This is a genomic window from Paenibacillus aceris, assembly GCF_017874035.1.
In the GTDB taxonomy this organism is placed as follows: Bacteria; Bacillota; Bacilli; order Paenibacillales; family NBRC-103111; genus Paenibacillus_E; species Paenibacillus_E aceris.
The window spans coordinates 202,870-221,284 of sequence record NZ_JAGGKV010000003.1 but is presented as its reverse complement, the minus strand read 5'-3'; the positions used below and the strand labels follow the sequence as shown (position 1 = coordinate 221,284).

At 45.3% G+C, this 18,415-nt stretch carries 17 protein-coding genes; 16 read left to right on the top strand and 1 reads right to left on the bottom strand.

Features of this window, described 5'->3' with window-relative positions:
- Positions 1-122 precede the first annotated feature (122 nt).
- From J2Z65_RS07745 to J2Z65_RS07725, 6 genes are all read left to right on the top strand, one after another.
- Positions 123-1,064, top strand: coding sequence for a putative sporulation protein YtxC (locus tag J2Z65_RS07745; RefSeq protein ID WP_167061888.1), 942 nt, complete (start codon positions 123-125; stop codon positions 1,062-1,064).
- Positions 1,065-1,410: 346 nt separating this feature from the next.
- The gene (gene thrS, locus J2Z65_RS07740; RefSeq protein WP_167061886.1) at positions 1,411-3,345 is read left to right on the top strand and encodes a threonine--tRNA ligase; all 1,935 of its coding nucleotides are present in this window, start codon (positions 1,411-1,413) and stop codon (positions 3,343-3,345) included.
- 179 nt (positions 3,346-3,524) lie between these two features.
- Entirely contained in the window at positions 3,525-4,160 is a 636-nt protein-coding gene (locus J2Z65_RS07735; protein WP_275691050.1) for a 3D domain-containing protein, read from the top strand.
- 76 nt (positions 4,161-4,236) lie between these two features.
- Positions 4,237-4,365: a hypothetical protein gene (locus tag J2Z65_RS35670; protein WP_275691049.1), complete on the top strand. Its 129-nt coding sequence runs from the start codon at positions 4,237-4,239 to the stop codon at positions 4,363-4,365.
- Positions 4,366-4,505: 140 nt separating this feature from the next.
- Positions 4,506-6,029 (top strand): methyl-accepting chemotaxis protein, encoded by a 1,524-nt coding sequence (locus J2Z65_RS07730; protein ID WP_167061884.1) that lies wholly within the window; start codon positions 4,506-4,508, stop codon positions 6,027-6,029.
- A 78-nt stretch (positions 6,030-6,107) separates the two neighbouring features.
- A complete protein-coding gene (locus tag J2Z65_RS07725; protein WP_240159869.1) occupies positions 6,108-6,488 on the top strand; it encodes a hypothetical protein in 381 nt (126 codons plus the stop codon).
- A 48-nt stretch (positions 6,489-6,536) separates the two neighbouring features.
- Here the strand turns inward: J2Z65_RS07725 and J2Z65_RS07720 are convergent, their stop codons facing one another.
- A complete protein-coding gene (locus J2Z65_RS07720) occupies positions 6,537-7,823 on the bottom strand; it encodes an ammonium transporter (RefSeq protein WP_167061881.1) in 1,287 nt (428 codons plus the stop codon).
- Between the two features lie 270 nt (positions 7,824-8,093).
- Between J2Z65_RS07720 and liaF the strand changes: the two genes are divergently transcribed.
- The 10 genes from liaF (at position 8,094) to aroF (ending at position 18,231) form a co-directional block, all read left to right on the top strand.
- Positions 8,094-9,221 carry a cell wall-active antibiotics response protein LiaF gene (gene liaF, locus J2Z65_RS07715; protein ID WP_240159830.1) on the top strand — a complete coding sequence of 376 codons (1,128 nt, stop codon included), beginning with the start codon at positions 8,094-8,096 and terminating at the stop codon, positions 9,219-9,221.
- A gap of 9 nt (positions 9,222-9,230) precedes the next feature.
- A complete protein-coding gene (locus J2Z65_RS07710; protein WP_167061879.1) occupies positions 9,231-10,295 on the top strand; it encodes a sensor histidine kinase in 1,065 nt (354 codons plus the stop codon).
- Complete coding sequence (locus J2Z65_RS07705; protein WP_167061876.1) at positions 10,288-10,935, top strand: response regulator; 648 nt, start codon at positions 10,288-10,290, stop codon at positions 10,933-10,935. Before J2Z65_RS07710 ends, J2Z65_RS07705 begins: the two co-directional genes overlap by 8 nt.
- Before the next feature lie 95 nt (positions 10,936-11,030).
- On the top strand, positions 11,031-11,444 hold the full coding sequence (locus tag J2Z65_RS07700) for a YugN family protein (protein ID WP_167061874.1): 414 nt from the start codon (positions 11,031-11,033) through the stop codon (positions 11,442-11,444).
- Between the two features lie 144 nt (positions 11,445-11,588).
- The gene (locus tag J2Z65_RS07695) at positions 11,589-13,181 is read left to right on the top strand and encodes a S1C family serine protease (protein ID WP_167061872.1); all 1,593 of its coding nucleotides are present in this window, start codon (positions 11,589-11,591) and stop codon (positions 13,179-13,181) included.
- A gap of 136 nt (positions 13,182-13,317) precedes the next feature.
- Complete coding sequence (locus J2Z65_RS07690) at positions 13,318-14,007, top strand: response regulator transcription factor (RefSeq protein ID WP_167061870.1); 690 nt, start codon at positions 13,318-13,320, stop codon at positions 14,005-14,007.
- A 1-nt stretch (position 14,008) separates the two neighbouring features.
- Complete coding sequence (locus J2Z65_RS07685; RefSeq protein ID WP_167061868.1) at positions 14,009-15,478, top strand: ATP-binding protein; 1,470 nt, start codon at positions 14,009-14,011, stop codon at positions 15,476-15,478.
- A gap of 46 nt (positions 15,479-15,524) precedes the next feature.
- Entirely contained in the window at positions 15,525-16,481 is a 957-nt protein-coding gene (locus J2Z65_RS07680) for a 4-hydroxy-3-methylbut-2-enyl diphosphate reductase (RefSeq protein ID WP_167061865.1), read from the top strand.
- Between the two features lie 60 nt (positions 16,482-16,541).
- Complete coding sequence (locus tag J2Z65_RS07675; RefSeq protein WP_240159829.1) at positions 16,542-17,057, top strand: DUF2062 domain-containing protein; 516 nt, start codon at positions 16,542-16,544, stop codon at positions 17,055-17,057.
- A gap of 130 nt (positions 17,058-17,187) precedes the next feature.
- A complete protein-coding gene (gene aroF, locus J2Z65_RS07670) occupies positions 17,188-18,231 on the top strand; it encodes a 3-deoxy-7-phosphoheptulonate synthase (protein WP_167061863.1) in 1,044 nt (347 codons plus the stop codon).
- Positions 18,232-18,415 lie beyond the last annotated feature (184 nt).

Genomic DNA, 18,415 nt, shown 5'->3' with positions numbered 1-18,415 from the left:
CACTTTACATAAAGATTTGATAAAGAAAGCTGAAAGGAAATGGCAATTTGTTCGTTGTATATCTCCTACCTATCGACCATATACTCTTAAGAGGAGGATGTATAGATGGAAGGAGTGAGGACATGGAACTGTTTGCTATCGTGATCATGAAAGTTGATGAGCTATATGTGCGTTCGCTAAGCGCTCAAATAGAACGTGAGCTGCAGCTTTTACATATCGTTGAAAGTGAATGGACAATCGACTACGAATGGACAGAATCACATGCATTTATTCGCCTGGAGGCGATGCTGTCGGAGCAGGAGGCTCCAACAATTCGTAATCAAATGATGCCGAGTCTAGCCGGTGTTTTGGCTGATCATATCATCACGGATAAGGAATCAGGCATTTTGCGGAATCTGCTTATGAAGGAATTTAAATATGATGCCATAGAGGACTTAGAAGCAATTGAAGGGTATTGTAAGCAATCGCTGCATACGGAAACTGGGCTGGAGGACTTACCCGTTCTAAACAGCAGCTTTGGCATGAAGCGCCGCAAGCAAGTATTAGTCGAGCAGCTGATGTTGGCCTTAGAGGAATCGTCGCGGCTTAGCTTGGATGGCTTTCTCCTCTTCCGGTTGCAGGATTATACGGACGAGCTGCGGGAAGTTGCGGAATATGCGATTGATGAATATTTGATGGATCGTCAGTACCAGGAATTTATTTCTCTTTTGCAATATTTTGTGTATATCCAGGAGGCCAAAATTCCGGTTGTTCATCTCATTCACAAAGGCGGGCACGAGTTTGTTATTTTGAATGATCGGCTAGAGCTTATTGATGCGAATGAATTTGATGCTACGTTTAAATTGGAAGTACTGGAGAAGGATATTAACTTCGAAGATATGATTGTTAGTACATTGATAACGGTATCTCCTGCAAATATCTATATTCACACAAGAGATCCCGAGATGACGGTGATCAAAACGATCAGGCAAATCTTTGAGGATCGAACTACAGTGTGTTCATATTGCCGCACATGTGACATCTATTTAGGGGAAGCTAAGAAGCAGGATCAACTATCCCCTTGACCTTGAACGAAGAGCCAATTATAATAATGTTCGAAGGCGTTAAAATCAAAGACAGGAACTTTCTGCAAGAACTGCACAGAGAGAGGAGACTAGGCTGCAATCTCCTTCAGCGAATCAGATTGTTTACCCCTTTGTAGCCGTGTTGTGGAATTCGGCCTGACTTGCAGGTTCGCTAGTATACAACACCGGAGTCATTCCCGTTATCGAATGCTGATGAGGATTCGCCATGTGCCTGTAGGTCATGCAGCGAATCGAACTAGGGTGGAACCACGAGCTGAGCGCACTCGTCCCTTTTGGGATGCAGTGTGCTTTTTTGCGTTCAATCACATATACAGGAGGAACGAAAATGGTTGTACAAGTGAAATTACCAGATGGCGCAGTGAGAGAGTACGCAGTTGGAACGACCATTGAACAAGTGGCGGAATCCATTTCTTCCGGGCTGAAGAAAAATGCGGTAGGCGGCAAAGTGAACGGAAAATCAGTCGATTTGTCATTCTCTTTGGAAAATGATGCAGATGTTGAAATTTTGACGCTCGATAATGAAGCGGGTTTAGAAATGTATCGTCACAGTACTGCACATTTGATGGCTCAAGCTATTAAACGAATTTATGGCGACAAAGCTGTAAAGCTAGGAATAGGACCTGTCATTGAAGATGGATTCTACTATGACATCGATTTGGAAACACCGCTGAATCCTGAAGATTTGGTGAAAATTGAGAAGGAAATGGAACGCATCTCCAATGAGAACCTGGCGATTACTCGCCGCGTGGTTTCCCGTGAGGAAGCGATTCGCATTTTCACTGAAATGGAAGATCCTTATAAGCTTGAGCTCATTCGCGATCTGCCTGAGGATGCCGTGCTTACTATTTACGACCAAGGTGAATTCTTTGATTTATGCCGCGGGCCGCATCTGCCTTCCACTGGCAAGATTAAGGCTTTCAAATTGCTAAGCGTAGCGGGTGCATACTGGCGCGGTGACGCTAAGAACAAAATGCTGCAGCGTATTTACGGAACAGCATTCCCTAAAAAAGCGCAGCTGGATGAGCATTTGCATTTGCTTGAAGAAGCCAAGAAACGTGACCACCGCAAGCTGGGCAGAGAACTTAAAATGTTTGCTTTCTCCCGCGAAGTTGGTCAAGGCTTGCCGCTTTGGCTGCCAAACGGCGCTAAATTGCGACGCACAATGGAACGCTACATTGTAGATTTGGAAGAACGTTTAGGTTACCAACACGTTTACACTCCAGTGCTTGCTAACGTGGAGCTGTACAAAACTTCCGGTCACTGGGATCACTATCACGAAGATATGTTCCCGAAAATGGTGATGGACAATGAAGAGCTTGTTCTTCGTCCAATGAACTGCCCGCATCACATGATGGTCTATAAGAGCGATATGCGCAGCTACCGCGATCTGCCAGTTCGAATTGCTGAGCTTGGCACTATGCATCGCTACGAAATGTCCGGTGCTTTAACTGGACTGCACCGTGTTCGTGCGATGACATTGAACGATGCGCACATCTTCTGCCGTCTGGATCAGATCAAGGAAGAATTCTCTCGCGTTGTCACTCTGATTCGTCAAGTATATGCGGATTTCGGGATTACTGACTACCGTTTCCGTTTATCCTACCGTGATCCTAAGGATACCGAGAAATATTTCCAAGACGATCAAATGTGGGAAACTTCCCAACGCATGCTGCGTGAAGTGGTTGAAGAGTTAGGATTACCGTTCTACGAAGCTGAAGGTGAAGCGGCATTCTACGGACCTAAGCTTGACGTTCAAATCAAAACCGCGCTTAAGAAAGAGGAAACTCTCTCTACTGCGCAAATCGATTTCTTGTTGCCAGAGCGTTTCCAACTTGAATATACAGGGGAAGATGGCCAGAAGCATCGTCCGGTTGTCATTCATAGAGGAATCATCTCGACTATGGAACGGATGACAGCTTTCCTGCTCGAAAATTTTGCAGGTGCATTGCCGACTTGGTTAATGCCGGTGCAAGCCAAAGTTATTCCGGTATCGCCTGCATTTGAGGAGTTCTCGAATAAGGTTACTGAGCGTTTATTGGCTGCAGGCATTCGTGTTGAAGCGGATAACCGCAATGAGAAGCTGGGTTACAAGATTCGCGAGGCACAGCTGGAGAAAATTCCATTCATGCTAGTTGTCGGTGAAAATGAAGTGACGAATGAAAGCCTTTCAGTCCGCAAACGCGGTCAAGGCGACTTGGGCACTCACCCAATTGAACAGGTCATTGGCATGATCAATGAAGAGATTAGCAAAAAACTTTAAATTCATAAAAGCGAAGCAGAGAAGACGACGTCTTCTCTGCTTTTTTTGTTTTCAAAATAAGGCATTTGGGTATGTATAAGGGAACGAAAAGGGGGCATTTTAATCAGTGAGTATGCATATGGAGGTTTAATTCTGGAATGAACTGGACAACCTGCAATAGTAGGGGAGGTATCAAAACGATGTTTACTGATTTATTTACTAAGCCCAGATGGCTTGGTACATGGATGATCATGAATGTTTTGATTGCGCTTTTCGGACAAGAAACAAGGGACACGGCCAACACCGTAAGCCATATACAAGCGCCGCATCAAATGGATATTCCGGGGGAAACGGAACCTGTTTCAGTGCCGGTAGCACAAGAACGAGGACAACAAATCAATTATCGCTATGTTCCGAAGCTGGATTCTGATTTGTCCAAGCTTAAATCTGTTGAAGTGACGGCTACCGGATATTATGCGGGCAAAGAATCCACCGGCAAGAATCCGGATCATCCTGAGTACGGGATTACCTATTCAGGGATTAAAGTAAAGCGGGACGATAAAGCCTTATCGACCATCGCTGCCGATACGAGAGTTTTCCCGTTGGGAACAGTCTTGTTTATCCCGGGTTATGGCTATGGCGTAGTTGCTGATACAGGAAGCGCGATTAAAGGGAAGAAAATTGACTTGTATTTTGACACGAAAGATCAGGTATACAAAGAATGGGGTAAGAAAACCGTCAAAGTATTTATCGTCAAGCAAGGGAATGGCAAGGTGACTGAGCTTATTTGGAATCAGCTGAAGGACGAGATCCTATCCCCGACCAAGTCGTTGTAAAGTTAGTTTTGTTTAAACATTTCCATCATAAAAAATCCTGTTTGGGAAACCATATACATACAGGAGGTGATTGAACATGGCTAAGAACAAAAACAACAAGAACAACAACATGAACTCGAAAGTAGCTCAAGACGTAGAATTCGCTGCGGAAACTTCGGTAGCTAATAAGCAGCAACAAAACAACATTCAAAATCAAAACAAATAACGAACTACGAATAATATGAGAATAAAAAGAGCGGAGACCGTGAGGTCTCTGCTTTTTTTTATTCCTTTTCATCGTCGCCTATTTTCGATATAATGTAGCAAAATCTAACATTTGTCCTTCTGGGAGGAGAGCAATTGCTTATGCAGGCAGAGATGAAACAGAAAGCTTGGTTGTTTGGACTTATTCTCATTGGTATTGCATTAAGTGTAATCAATTTATTTTCTACATCTCGTTGGTTTACAGCTGCAGGTTTGGCTGTTTTTTTGTTTTTAGGAATTGTGGCAATTGCCGCCGGTAAAGCTGGAAAGTCTTCTGAGCGCAATGCAATCCAAGATCAACAGGAACAGTTCAGAACATTTATACAGGAGTCTCAGGTTGTTGCAGATCGATTGGCTGCGGCGGTGGAGGAAGTGAACCGTTCCATTGGCCAACTGCTTTATATTGCCGACGCTTCCATTCAAGGAGAAGAGGATTTGAAACAGCGCAGCAATCAAGCAGTAGGGCAGCTCCAGGAGGCTTTTGCCGCGATTCAGCAGGTCGCAGCGGCGGCTGACCAAATCTTAGATTCCTCTTTGCATATGCATCAGGAGAGCGAACAAACCAAAGAAACGGTGGTTGATGTGTGCCGCTCCCTGAACGCTACGGATGAAGTCATGAATGATCTGCACATCAATAATGATACGATGCAGCGGAAGATTCAGGATCTTACTGGGCATACGTCAAAAATTGAAGAAATCAATACATTCATTGCCGAAGTCGTCTCGCAAACGTCGTTGCTTGCTCTTAATGCTTCCATTGAAGCCGCAAGAGCCGGCGAACAAGGACGGGGCTTTTCTGTTGTTGCTCAGGAAATTAAGAAGCTTGCTGCGCAAAGTCATGAAGCAGTGACGAAATCATCAGAAATATTGACGGCTATCGAGAGCGGCGTTGCACAAGTGGTGACAGCAGTTGCAGAAGAAAAGAAATCTGTCGCTCTGGGAATTACTGAAATGAAAGTTATGAAAGAAAAAATCGATACGATTTTCTCGTTAATTCTTCATGTCAATAATCTGGTAGCGAGTACGACAAGTTCCACTAAAACGCAATCCACCTTGGTGACTGGCACGCGGTTCTCTTTGGGACAAGTGGTAGAATTGATGAATGAGACCATGGATAGTGTAGAGAACACGCTAACGCAAATGAAGAAGCAGCGTGAAGAAGTTTCGATGCTGCAGCATATCAACCAAAACCTCGATCGGTCCTCGGCAGAGTTGATCCAAGCCATTCAAGCCGTTGGTTTACAGATTAAGAAAGGAACAACTAACGTCAATATCCAAGAGATGAAACAGCTGCTTAGTTCACTTGTGCTAATACCTGACATCACATCTTTAGTTGATATGAAGCATGCTGATCAGTTAAGCGCAGTTCTGAGGAAAACAGAGGGGGTTGAAGCCATATGGTCGAACCGGGCCGACGGTACCTTCATCTTTTCAATGCCTGAAGCCGGGCTGGTCAATGCGAAGGGGAGAGAGTGGTGGAAGCAGGCGATGGCCGGTGAACTGTTTATTTCGCAGGAATACGTGTCAGCTATTACGAAAAAACCGTGTATTACTTTATCAAAAGCGATAAAAGATGACACGGGAACCCCTATCGGTGTCGTAGGAATCGATTTAATCTTGAAATAATGGTTCTCAAATCCCTTTTAATAGTGTAAAATAAGATTACTGTGATGAATGTTGACATGGGGAGATAGGTGAGTGACTATGCTGAGTGCTATGCGATTGAACGGTAATTCTCAAAGGACATCTAGGAAAGCCGCGGAGGTATTTCCTTTCTTGGAAGCTTACATTGCCCGCAAGGAACAGCAGGCTTTAGAGATTGAGCAGGTAGTGGAGCGCTACGAAATGAAGAGAATGAAGGAAGAGCGAGCTTATCAGGCGATGTCTTCACTTCGTCGCATGTTCACTGGCAAGAAACCTGACCACCATCTTGCTGTTGAGTATATCCATTATGTGAAGAAACCGATGGAACAAGTGAATAAGCTGCGTGCAGAGATTGCGCGTGCCAGACAGATTATGAATGAATCCAAGCCAGGCGATGATATCACCATTCCAGAAGGATTTGAAGAACTGCTTTCTGACTGAGTGGAATATATAAAACCCTTCCTGATGGAAGGGTTTTTTGTTGTCTATTTATCCTTTTTTCAATTGCTCCAAATCCAGAAAACCATCTTCCTGACTGTAAGCCGGAACCCCGTGACTCCCTACATCCAAGCCCACAAGTTCTTCATCTCTGCTCACACGTAAAGGAACGATAAGATTAATAAGCTTCATGACGCCCCAAGTGAGGGCGAAGCCCCAAATACAAACTGTAACAAGACCTAATGCTTGAACACCCAGCAGTCCGAATCCGCCGCCATAAAATAAACCGGCAGTCCCTTCGCGGATGGCGTCAGGTTGTGCGAATAAGCCTACAGCCAGTGTTCCAATGCTTCCGCTGATGCCATGAACAGGGAACGCGCCGACGGGGTCGTCAATTTGTTTGGCTTCCAGTATTTCTGTAGTGTAGACCATCGCGATACCGCAAAGGGCTCCGATGAAAATAGCGGCAGCATCGCTGACAAAAGCGCAACCTGCCGTAATACCGACCAGGCCTGCGAGTGCGCCATTGATAACCATCGGTGGATCGGCTTTGCGATAGCGCATCATGGTAAACAAGATGCAGGTGGCGCTGCCTGCTGCCGCAGCCAGCATAGTCGTTACGGCAATATGGCCAATCGATGTATTGGTGGCGCTCAGTGTACTGCCGGAATTAAAGCCGAACCAGCCGAACCAAAGGATGAAGGCACCTACGGAAGCTAGAGGTAAATTGGAGGGAGGAACGATGTTGGCTGAGCCGTTTGCAGAAAATTTTCCGATTCGCGGACCGATAATTACGGCAGCTGCGAGCGCTGAAAAGCCGCCAAGGGCGTGGATGACAGCCGATCCGGCGAAGTCAACCATCCCTAATTTCCCCAGCCAGCCACCTACAGCCCATACCCAGTGACCGGCAATCGGATAAATGAGGCCTGTCATGGCAATGGTGTAAAGGATGTAAGCTCGGAAGTTGATACGTTCTGCAACAGCCCCCGATACTATGGAGATAACCGCGATAACGAAAGCGCATTGGAAAAGCCAGTAGGTCTCATGTGAGATATTTAAATGAATATGTGTTAAATCTCCTCCCATGAAAAAGCCGCTCGTTCCAATGATTCCACCCGCGTCTTTGCCGTACATAAGGGCAAACCCCATGAAATAAAAAATAAGTGCTCCGAAAGCGATATCAACAAACACTTTCATAATAATACTCACAGCATTTTTCTGCCTGACAAAGCCTGCTTCCAGTAACGCGAAGCCCCCTTCCATCAATAAGATCATGGCAGCAGTTAGAACCACCCATATGGTATCTAGACCGCTGGAAAGCTGTTGGATTTGATCCATTTGTAATCTCTCCTTATATTCGAAGCGTTCTAATGGAACAATTATACGGGTCTGATGATAAACATGTCAACGAAATGCGTAAGAATACATAACATGTAAAGGTTAATGTTCGTATCTCCCAAAAACCATGTCAGTTATTCTCTATTTATTTGAAAAAACTCAGTCTCTAGACCGAGGCGGCCTTCAATCCTTCGTCTCTTTTCAATCTTGCTTGTATCTTATAGACTAGAAGTATCTTAACAACGATGTACACAAATGGAGGAAGAATGTATGAATCCACATATGTTTCAACGCATGATTTGGGGGCTTGTCCTTGTGACGGCAGGCAGCCTATTTTTACTTAATCAACTGGGGTTCATTCATATTGATCTTGCCTATATGTTTTCCACGTATTGGCCTGTCATTCTAATATTTTATGGCCTTGTTGGATTTCTATGGCAGCGTAAGTATCATTGGGGAGGATCGATTTGGAGTTTGCTCGTTTGCGGGATCGGAATGATTTTTCTCCTAAAGAATTTGAATTTGACCGATCGTTCTCTTGGAGAAATGTTTAAGATTCTAGCGCCCATTGCCTTAATTTTCTTCGGACTGAATGTGATCTTCCGACCGGGGCGTAAAGAGTCGCCTGATTGGCTCGCGATGAAAGAAGAGAGAGAACGAGCAAGAAGAGAAAGGCGGGAGGCAAGACGGAAGGAACACGAGAAACATAGTAATCCGTGGGATTCCTCGAATTGGCATCAGCCTACATCGAAAGCGTCAGCTCATAAGGACAAGGTAGAGAAAGGTCATTTCTCGGGAAATGAAACCAAACATAAACTTAGCGATGAGGAAAAAGAGGTTCTCAAGGATATCCACGGCGAGTTTCATACGAAGCATGTGGAGGAGTGGCTCGATTCTGAAGAGCCGGCATCTAAGGTGCAGCCAGTTCAATCGGAGCGGCATGCACAGCCGAAAACGCAGAATCTTCATCAAAACGGCCATCGATACGATGATTTCGTGCGCAATTTTGATTCCGGTGACGTTCTTCATCGGCATGGCTTTATCGGGGATGTTCATCTCGGCCAAGAAGCTTGGGAGTTAAAGCCGATACAAATTTCACACTTTATTGGAGATTCAGTTATTGACTTAACCCGGGCAGCAATTCCCCTTGGTGAAACAACGATACATGTTACGGCATTTATCGGTGATGTGAAAATTTTTATTCCGAATGATCTTGATGTAGAAGTTCGCGTTATGGCCAGTTCTTTTATAGGAGATATGAAGGTGCTTGATCGGCGTGAGAGCGGTTTTCTGCGCAGCGTGAGAACTCAAACCTCGCATTATGAGGAGGCCGAGCGGAAACTTATTGTCACGACTAGCATGTTTATTGGTGACATCACAATCAAAAAGATAGGTTAAGGATGGAGCATGTACAAATTGCGAATGTTCAATATGAAGTGGCAGCTGCTGAATTACTTTCTGATTTCGAGTTTACTGACCGTCTCAAGTATTATTATTGTGCTTGAATACTACAATCGGGAGCTTGCTTCATGGGAGTTCCGAATGTGGTTTCTCATTGCCATTTTAGCGGTCTGTTTAACAGTAGGTTATGTAGCAACCAAGAGATGGCAGCGCAAGGTCGATGAGCTTCATGTGGCTATGCTTGAATTGTCCAAGGGGAATTTCTCCAGCCGGATTGAGCTTGAGCCTGTAGAACCTTTTATGTATTTATATGATGCTTTCAATAAAATGGCCGCCTCTGTTGAAGAGCGCGTTCAGCTGCTGCAGAAATTAGGCGAGGCTGAAGCCATTCGCGATCAGGAGCTTACGGAGAATGCAGTGATGGAGGAAAGGCGCCGGCTTGCCCGTGACTTGCATGATACTGTCAGTCAAGAGTTGTTCGCTATTCATATGTCCGCCTCCTCTTTACCGAAAATTTTGGAGCGAAACCCTGACGCGGCTCCTACTGTGATGAATCAACTTATTCAAATGTCGCACCATGCCCAGAAGCAGATGCGCGGTTTGATCTCGCAACTTAGACCCATTGAATTAAACGACATGAGCTTACAAGAAGCCCTGGAGAAATGGTTTCCGGAATATTGCCGGACCCATGAACTGCAGGGCCAGCTTGATGTTTCTTTGCATGAAACGATATCGGAAGCGATTGAGCATCAGTTTTTCTTAATTATTCAAGAAGGCCTCGCGAATGTCGTCAAGCATGCTTCTGCCAAAGGGGTTCGGCTTGCGATCTATGAAAGGGAGCACCAATATGTGCTTCAACTGCAGGACGACGGCCAAGGCTTCGAGCGCAGGGATATCCCGTCAGCCTCCCATGGATTATCCACGATGAGAGAACGGGCACAAAAGCTCGGCGGCGATGTGGAAATCGATAGTAAATTAGGATCAGGTACCCGAGTGCGGGTGCGCATTCCGCGTTTTACGGGACAATCAGGATTCGTCACAAAGGAAAGAGAGGGAGAAAGCGATGAGTAACATTAAAGTAATGATTGTTGATGACCACGATATGGTTCGGGTTGGATTAAGGACTTATATTTCCATGGAACCGGGGCTGGAGGTAGTAGGGGAGGCCGGGAATGGCCAGGAGGCTTTCGACAAGTTAAACGGAGAGTTGTCCCAACAGCTTCCTGATGTAATTTTGATGGATCTTACGATGCCTGTACTCGATGGGATAGGCGCCACGAAACTAATATGCGGCAAGTTTCCGGAGATCAGAGTCATTATGCTGACAAGCTTTTTGGAGGAAACCAAAGTGCTGGAGGCAGTAGAGTCGGGAGCGATCAGCTATATGTTGAAAACGGTCTCTTCCGACCAATTAATTCATGCCATTCAAAGTGCTTACCGCGGCATGCCCGTAATGAATTCGGAAGTGTCTTTGGCCCTTACGAGAGGTGTTCGACAACGCAATGCGAAACCGGAGGAAGAAGGGTTGACTTCGCGCGAGAAGGAAGTGCTGCTATTGATTGCGGAAGGCAAAAGCAATAAGGATATATCTGAGGAACTTTTTATTAGTATAAAAACAGTGAAAACGCACGTAAGCAATTTATTAATGAAGTGTGAATTAGATGATCGTACACAGTTGGCTATTTTCGCACACCGTAAAGGCTGGGTTTGATGAAGTAGGACGTAGGAATCCCGGACACATAAAAACTACATTTTGGCACACTCTATGCGTAAGGTAATTAATATGAGCGCTTAAGGAGTGTCTGAATGAAAACATTATCATCATCATTAGAACAGGTCAAAGAGTCTTTCGACAGTGTACGAGACCACCTGCATGAGTTTGATTTTGCTTTAGGTGGAAACTGGGATTACGATCATGGCTATTTCGACCGTTATTTAGATGAAGCACATAAAGTGTGGCTGCGCATTCCATTTCAAGTTGTTACTGGAAGAATTGATGGCGACACGGAAGCGACGGATGCAATCGTGGAAGTGGGGACGCCTTTTGTATTGAAGCATGTTTACAATGAAGGTCTTGATCAAGGGGCAGAAGCGGAAACCTACGGAGCGATGATTGATCAGTTTCAAGCACCGTTGGATCCAGATGCCGAAGTGGATGACAAGTGGATGAAAGAAGCCGCCGGTCTGCTAAAAAAGGTTGAGCAAGCTTGGATTCAGTAAAAGTGTCCTTTTTTTACCTCCATTTTATTGTTTTTTAATATTCGTTTAAGGTTGTGAGTGCATGATAGAACCATAAACAGCAAGACATAATCCTACAAACGAACATGCACATTATAACTTATTAAACAAGTGGAGGTAAGAACCATGGACGATAACAAAAAAGACTACAGCGACTTCTTCAAGTCGCAGAATAACAATAGCGATTCGAATGATTCCATGAACAAAGAATCTAATCATCACGACCCGCAAGAACCTAATAAAGAAAGACCTTCTTATTATTATTCTTACGGACCTTACAAATCAGCTTTTAACGAAAACAACGAACAGGAAGCACTTACAACTTCTGCTTCAGGCACAGATGGAACTTCCAGCGTGGAGGTCACACCGCCGAAGAACCTTCGCCCTTTCAGTTTCGGTCCTGAAATTGGTTCTGCACAAGGACCTGGCCCATGGGATGCGCACGCGAAAAAACGTTCATCCGTAAAAAGCGTTTTCGCAGCTTTCATGGCAGGTGCTCTGGTCGTAGGCGCACTCATGTTCAGTGCTGATAAATTGAACATGTTCACAGGCAACCAGCCGCTAGCCTCCGGGAGTACGACAACGGCTTCGACGAAGAGTTCAAGCGATAACGGTGAAGTGAAAAATGTAGGGCTTGACGTTGTCCGCCCAGGCAATATTTCTGCAATTGCTCAAAATGCCGGACCGGCTATCGTTAAGGTTGAATCTTTGGTGAAACCGAAGCAGTCAACTCGCGGCGGTAATTCGCTTTTCGATGATCCGTTCTTCCGTCAATTTTTCGGAGACAATGGCGGTGGTGGCAGTACAACACCGAAGAGCGGCACACAAGATTCGGGCAGCGGCGAACTTCAGCCTGCGGGGATGGGAACAGGCTTTATTTTCGAGAAAACCGGTTATATTTTAACGAATGAGCATGTTGTAGACGGTGCAGACGAAGTTCAAATTACAGTAGAAGGCTACGATAAACCGTTCAAAGCAAAGCTGCTTGGTAACAGTTATGATTTAGACTTGGCTGTACTCAAAATCGAAGGTGACAAAGATTTCCCGATTCTGCCTCTCGGTAAGGCTGAAGATGTTAATGTCGGAGATTGGGTTGTTGCAATCGGTAACCCGTATGGCTTTGACCACACAGTAACGGTAGGAGTGCTAAGTGCGAAGGAACGTCCAATCAGCATTCCGGATACGAAAGGAACACGCGAATACAAACATTTACTGCAAACGGACGCTTCCATTAACCCTGGTAACTCCGGTGGTCCGCTGCTTAACCTAAACGGTGAAGTTATCGGAATTAACACAGCGGTAAGTTCTCAAGCGCAAGGTATCGGTTTCGCGATTCCGACTAGCACGATTTCATCTGTATTGGAAAACCTGAAGAATAACGTTCAAATTCCAAAAGAGCCTGTTCCTTACTTAGGCGTTGGCTTGCAGGATATCGGTAAAGACTGGGTCAGTGAATTGAAGCTTTCGAATACAGACGGAGCATTAGTTGGCAGCGTTCAACGCAAAAGTCCTGCTTTCCAAGCCGGTCTGCGCCAATATGATGTGATCGTAGATCTGAATGGCACAAAGATCAAAAACTCACAAGAGTTGATTACGAAAGTTCAAGCGACAAAAGTTGGCGACAAAGTAACGCTTGGTGTTATTCGAGACGGCAAGCGTATGGAAGTACCACTTACGGTTGGAGACAAAAATACGCTGGCTGAAACACCCGCTCAATAATAGAACAGCACCTGAAGAATGACTACGTACGGTTAAAAGGAAGTGGAGACCCGCGGGCTGCAAGCTTGCTGGCTCCGCTTCTTTTTGCTTGGATAAATGTTTTTGATACAATGAAGAGAAAGAAGGGGGCCAACCAATGAGGGAAAATATTATGGTTATCGATGATGATGAGAAAATTACGTCTATGTTGAGACGAGGCTTGGCATTTGAAGGTTATTCCGTCGAAACGGCCAGCAATGGCTCGGAGGGTCTGAAGCAAATGCTAAGATCGGAGCCGAACTTGGTGATCTTGGATGTCATGATGCCGCATATTGATGGCTGGGAGGTTGTACGCCGTGTCCGTGAAAGCGGGAGCGAGGTACCGATTCTGATGCTTACGGCCAAAGATGAAATCAGCGACCGTGTGAAAGGTTTAGATCTTGGTGCTGACGATTATTTGGTCAAGCCCTTTGCGCTTGAGGAACTGCTCGCAAGGGTGCGTGTCCTTCTGCGCCGAAGAACGGAGCGGGCTGAACAGCCGACGAACCGTTTGACCTACGAAGATACGATACTCGATTTGGATACCCGAGAGGTTTTCCGTGACGATAAATTAATTGAGTTGACAACCAAAGAGTTTGATTTACTTCACCTGTTTATGCAGAATCCCAAAAGAGTACTTTCCCGCGATATTATTATGGAAAAAATATGGGGCTACGATTACAGCGGCGAATCCAATGTGCTCGAGGTGTACATAGCGCTGCTGCGTCAAAAGACCGAAGAGTTCGGCCATAAACGATTGATTCAAACCGTCCGGGGAGCGGGTTACGTGTTGAGAGGAGAATCTTGATATGTCGCTTCGTTTGCGGCTGACGCTTTGGTATTCGGGTGTTTTGGCACTGACCATGCTGCTTTTCGGGTTCGTGCTGTATTTTTTCCTGAATTACTTTTTGTACGATCAGATCCGTCAAGACTTGAGGAGAGAAGCAGGGAATACCTCCTTGCGTATTCAGAAAAGTATTGCCCTTTCACAAAAGGGACTAGTCGTGGAATTGGAGCTGGAGAACAGAGACTTTTATTCTACGAATACGTTCCTGCAATTATACAATGTGAAACTCAAAAGCTTTAATCGCTCGGCGAACTTGCAATTTTACAATGTTTCTTTGCCAGTAGATCAATCCAGCATCGATAAATTAATGGTAGATGATAATGGCTTTTTTCAGAAAACAAAAGTTCTGGGGCAGGATTTTCTCATCTACTATCAAGGGATTTATGATCAAGCCAGCCAGCTGATCGGAATATTGCAAGCTGCTGTGCCCATTGGCAGTTATGAGAAAACGGCCGTTACCCTTCGCTATACGCTTATGATCTGGGCGCTGCTTACGATTATCGTTGCCGCTTCGCTCGGATGGTTTTTGTCACGCAAAGCGCTTCAACCGATTGAACGTGTGATTGATGCTGCGAATCAAATTGGCAGCGGGGATGATTTGGAGAAACGCATCGAGTACCAAGGGCCGCTGGATGAAATCGGCCGACTCACGCAAACGATTAACGGCATGCTCTCACGCATCCAGATTACTTATCTGGAGCTGGACGAAGCGTATCGCGCACAGCGTAGATTCGTATCGGACGCTTCTCACGAGCTGAGAACACCGCTTACGACCATTCGAGGGAATGTAGACCTTTTGGAAAAAATGTGGAAGAAAACAGCAGGGACAGAACTCGCTACCCCTGAACAGATGCAAATGTCTCTGGAAGCCATGCATGATATTGCGGGAGAAGCTCAGCGGATGAGCCGGCTCGTAAATGATCTTCTTGCACTGGCTAGAGCAGACGCAGGTGTTATCATGGAAAAGAGTCCTGTCGAAATACTGCCGCTCGTGCAGGAGGTTGTGAGAAGGGCTCAATTGCTGGAGCATACTGCGGAGTGGCAGGTTGGTGACCTCGACGTTCTGGATCATGCCATTGTGCAAGGGAATCGAGATTATTTGCAGCAGCTGTTGTTTATTTTCATTGAGAATGCATTCAAATATACGCCAGATGGAATCGTATCGTTCCAGGTGTCGCGGACGAATAACTTTATCGGCATTCAAATCACGGATACGGGGATCGGCATGGACAAGGAAGATATCCCGCATATTTTCGACAGATTTTATCGTGCGGACTTATCCAGAGGGCTCACTACGGGCACTGGACTAGGCTTGTCGATCGCCAAATGGATTATTGATGAGCACGGCGGATCCGTTGAAGTGACGACACGTAAGGACGAGGGCAGTACATTTATGATATGGCTGCCAGCTAACTTTCCTATACCTGTGTAATCCGTTATAATGAAAGGAAAACAGATGATGTAGGCAGGTGGAAGGCATGGAAGTCATTCGAATATCTCCAAGGGGCTATTGTTATGGCGTCGTAGACGCGATGGCATTAGCTATGCAAACGGCTAAAAATTTAAATCTTCCGAGACCTATTTATATATTAGGTATGATTGTGCATAATGCACACGTCACTGATTTCTTCAAAGAAGAAGGAGTCATCACCCTTGACGGCGAGAACCGTCTTGAAATATTGCAACAAGTTCAGACAGGAACTGTCATATTTACCGCACATGGCGTTTCCCCAGAGGTTAGACGTCTTGCCAGGGACAAAGGGTTGACGGTTGTCGACGCGACATGCCCGGATGTTACAAAAACACATGATTTAATTCGCGAAAAAGTAGCAGACGGTTATGAAGTTATCTATATTGGTAAGAAGGGGCATCCTGAGCCGGAAGGCGCAGTAGGTGTTGCCCCTGGCTTAGTGCATTTGATTGAAAAGTTGGAAGAAGCCGATCGTCTGAACATTAAGGCTGAGCGTATCATTATTACGAATCAAACAACGATGAGCCAGTGGGATATCAGGCATATCATGAATCGTTTATTAGAGCTGTTCCCTAAGGCGGAAATTCATAATGAAATCTGCCTCGCAACACAGGTACGGCAAGAAGCAGTTGCTGAGCAAGCTAAGGAAGCTGACCTCGTTATCGTTGTCGGAGATCCCAAAAGTAATAACTCTAACCGCTTAGCGCAAGTTTCAGAGGAAATTGCTGGAGTAAGGGCGTATCGAGTAGCTGATATTACCGAACTGAATCGTGAATGGTTAACCTATGTTCGAAAGGTTGGGGTGACATCGGGGGCATCAACGCCGACGCCAATTACCAAAGAAGTCATTTCTTACCTAGAAAGTTACGATCCGAAAGATGAAACCACTTGGGCTGTTACACGTACTATTAATATGAAGAAGCTCATTCCGGCTGTTAAATCCAAATCGGCAAGCAGTGAGTGATTTCTATTTATTCCACAGGGCGGGATTGTGACCAGCATGCAGAGCACTCAGAAGGTGAAAATGATGAAAACTCGCTACGATTGGAAAAGCAGCAAACGCTGGTTCAGGTACAAATATTTACTTCTTTTACGTGCCAAAGGCGGCCCTTCTAAGGTAGCGCGCGGCTTTTCAATTGGTCTGGCTATAGAGATGTTTACTTTGCCTACAGCTGGGTTTGCTTTCGTTCTTATTTTCCCCTTGGTTTATTTGTTAAGAGCTAACTTTCCCGCGGCATTAATTGGGTTTGTTTTTGGGAAAGTGATCTATATTCCGTTCTCAATTCTTAACAAACAGGTAGGGGATTGGTTGGTACCCAAACACGTTAAGATTTATCTGATTCATCATTTGCCGCATATACTGTCCAATATCATTCGAAGTGGTTTGGATTTGATTGTTGGTGGCATGGTGGTTGGAACCATCCTTGGTATTATCGCTTATTTCCCTGTCGTTCTCTTCCTCAAGTATCATACGAATCGTCGCAAAGAAAAACGCAGAATCCGTAAGGATCAACTCGTCTCATCAAAATCAGAAGAATAGCAAATAAATTAACGCTTGACGAATCTTCGTCAAGCGTTGTATATTTACTTTAGTGATTAAAAGCGTAGAAGCGAACAAGCGTTGAAGTGTTTAAGTGGAACAACCCATATAAATAAGGAGCGTGTATATCATGATCGCCATTACTTCTAACAAAACGTCCGACGAGCGTATTCAAGAAATTGTCCAATTTATCGAGAAGCAAGGTGTGCAAGCTCACGTCTCCAAAGGTGAAGATCGCACAGTCATCGGTATTATCGGTAAAGCAGATCCTAAATTAGCAGAGCAACTGCGCCAAATGTCAGGAGTCGAACAAGTCGTGAAAATTTCAAAATCATACAAATTAGCAAGCCGTGACTTCCATCCGGCAGATACCGTTATCAATATTAAAGGCGTTGAAATTGGCGGCGAGCAGCTTGTTGTCATGGGCGGACCTTGTGCCGTAGAAACCCCGGAGCAAATCGATGAGATCGCTCGTTTGGTTAAAGCTGCGGGAGGTCAAGTATTGCGCGGCGGCGCATTCAAACCAAGAACAGGACCATACAGCTTCCAAGGCGTCGGCGTTGAAGGTTTGATCATGATGGCGGAAGCCGGTAAAAAGCATGGCCTTCTGACGATCACGGAAGTTATGACACCTGAATATGTCGATGTGTGTGCGCAATACGCTGATATTTTGCAAGTAGGCACGCGCAACATGCAAAACTTTGACCTGCTTCGCAAGCTAGGTACGATTCAAACGCCTGTTTTGCTTAAGCGCGGGTTCAGCTCCACTTATGATGAATTCTTGAATGCAGCGGAATACATTCTTGCCGGCGGCAACCCGAATGTTATGCTCTGTGAGCGCGGAATCCGAACATTCGAAACTTACACGCGAAATACGTTGGATTTATCTGCCATTCCAGTCCTTAAACAATTAAGCCATCTTCCGGTCATCTCGGATCCAAGTCATGGCACAGGGCGCAGAGAACTTGTCGTGCCGATGACGAAAGCTTCCGTTGCCGCAGGAGCGGATGGTCTGATCATCGAAATGCACACGGATCCGGACAACTCCATGACTGGCGACGGCGTACAATCGCTGTTCCCTGAGCAATTCGCGAATTTGCTGGTTGATTTAGAGAAGCTTGCCCCATTGCTAGGCAAAAAGTTCGATACGCATAAAGAAGCTATTTTGACATAAATTCATGCTCAAGGAAACGAGTTTCTTCTATAGAAGAACTCGTTTCCTTTTTTTGTATATAAGAAAAGAATGTGAAATAGTGTGAGCATAGCTTACACATCGATAAAAAATACCTGACATAAGTATTGACTGTGAAAGCTTAATCGCTATATAATATGTGCAAGATAACAACAAAAAGTTGAAC

Excerpts from the sequence above, each read along its gene's own strand:
- J2Z65_RS07745 (WP_167061888.1), top strand. The coding sequence starts at position 123 with ATGGAACTGTTTGCTATCGTGATCATGAAAGTTGATGAGCTATATGTG.
- thrS (WP_167061886.1), top strand. The coding sequence starts at position 1,411 with ATGGTTGTACAAGTGAAATTACCAGATGGCGCAGTGAGAGAGTACGCA.
- J2Z65_RS07735 (WP_275691050.1), top strand. The coding sequence starts at position 3,525 with ATGTTTACTGATTTATTTACTAAGCCCAGATGGCTTGGTACATGGATG.
- J2Z65_RS35670 (WP_275691049.1), top strand. The coding sequence starts at position 4,237 with ATGGCTAAGAACAAAAACAACAAGAACAACAACATGAACTCGAAAGTA.
- J2Z65_RS07730 (WP_167061884.1), top strand. The coding sequence starts at position 4,506 with ATGCAGGCAGAGATGAAACAGAAAGCTTGGTTGTTTGGACTTATTCTC.
- J2Z65_RS07725 (WP_240159869.1), top strand. The coding sequence starts at position 6,108 with ATGCTGAGTGCTATGCGATTGAACGGTAATTCTCAAAGGACATCTAGG.
- J2Z65_RS07720 (WP_167061881.1), bottom strand. The coding sequence starts at position 7,823 with ATGGATCAAATCCAACAGCTTTCCAGCGGTCTAGATACCATATGGGTG.
- liaF (WP_240159830.1), top strand. The coding sequence starts at position 8,094 with ATGAATCCACATATGTTTCAACGCATGATTTGGGGGCTTGTCCTTGTG.
- J2Z65_RS07710 (WP_167061879.1), top strand. The coding sequence starts at position 9,231 with ATGTACAAATTGCGAATGTTCAATATGAAGTGGCAGCTGCTGAATTAC.
- J2Z65_RS07705 (WP_167061876.1), top strand. The coding sequence starts at position 10,288 with ATGAGTAACATTAAAGTAATGATTGTTGATGACCACGATATGGTTCGG.
- J2Z65_RS07700 (WP_167061874.1), top strand. The coding sequence starts at position 11,031 with ATGAAAACATTATCATCATCATTAGAACAGGTCAAAGAGTCTTTCGAC.
- J2Z65_RS07695 (WP_167061872.1), top strand. The coding sequence starts at position 11,589 with ATGGACGATAACAAAAAAGACTACAGCGACTTCTTCAAGTCGCAGAAT.
- J2Z65_RS07690 (WP_167061870.1), top strand. The coding sequence starts at position 13,318 with ATGAGGGAAAATATTATGGTTATCGATGATGATGAGAAAATTACGTCT.
- J2Z65_RS07685 (WP_167061868.1), top strand. The coding sequence starts at position 14,009 with ATGTCGCTTCGTTTGCGGCTGACGCTTTGGTATTCGGGTGTTTTGGCA.
- J2Z65_RS07680 (WP_167061865.1), top strand. The coding sequence starts at position 15,525 with ATGGAAGTCATTCGAATATCTCCAAGGGGCTATTGTTATGGCGTCGTA.
- J2Z65_RS07675 (WP_240159829.1), top strand. The coding sequence starts at position 16,542 with ATGATGAAAACTCGCTACGATTGGAAAAGCAGCAAACGCTGGTTCAGG.
- aroF (WP_167061863.1), top strand. The coding sequence starts at position 17,188 with ATGATCGCCATTACTTCTAACAAAACGTCCGACGAGCGTATTCAAGAA.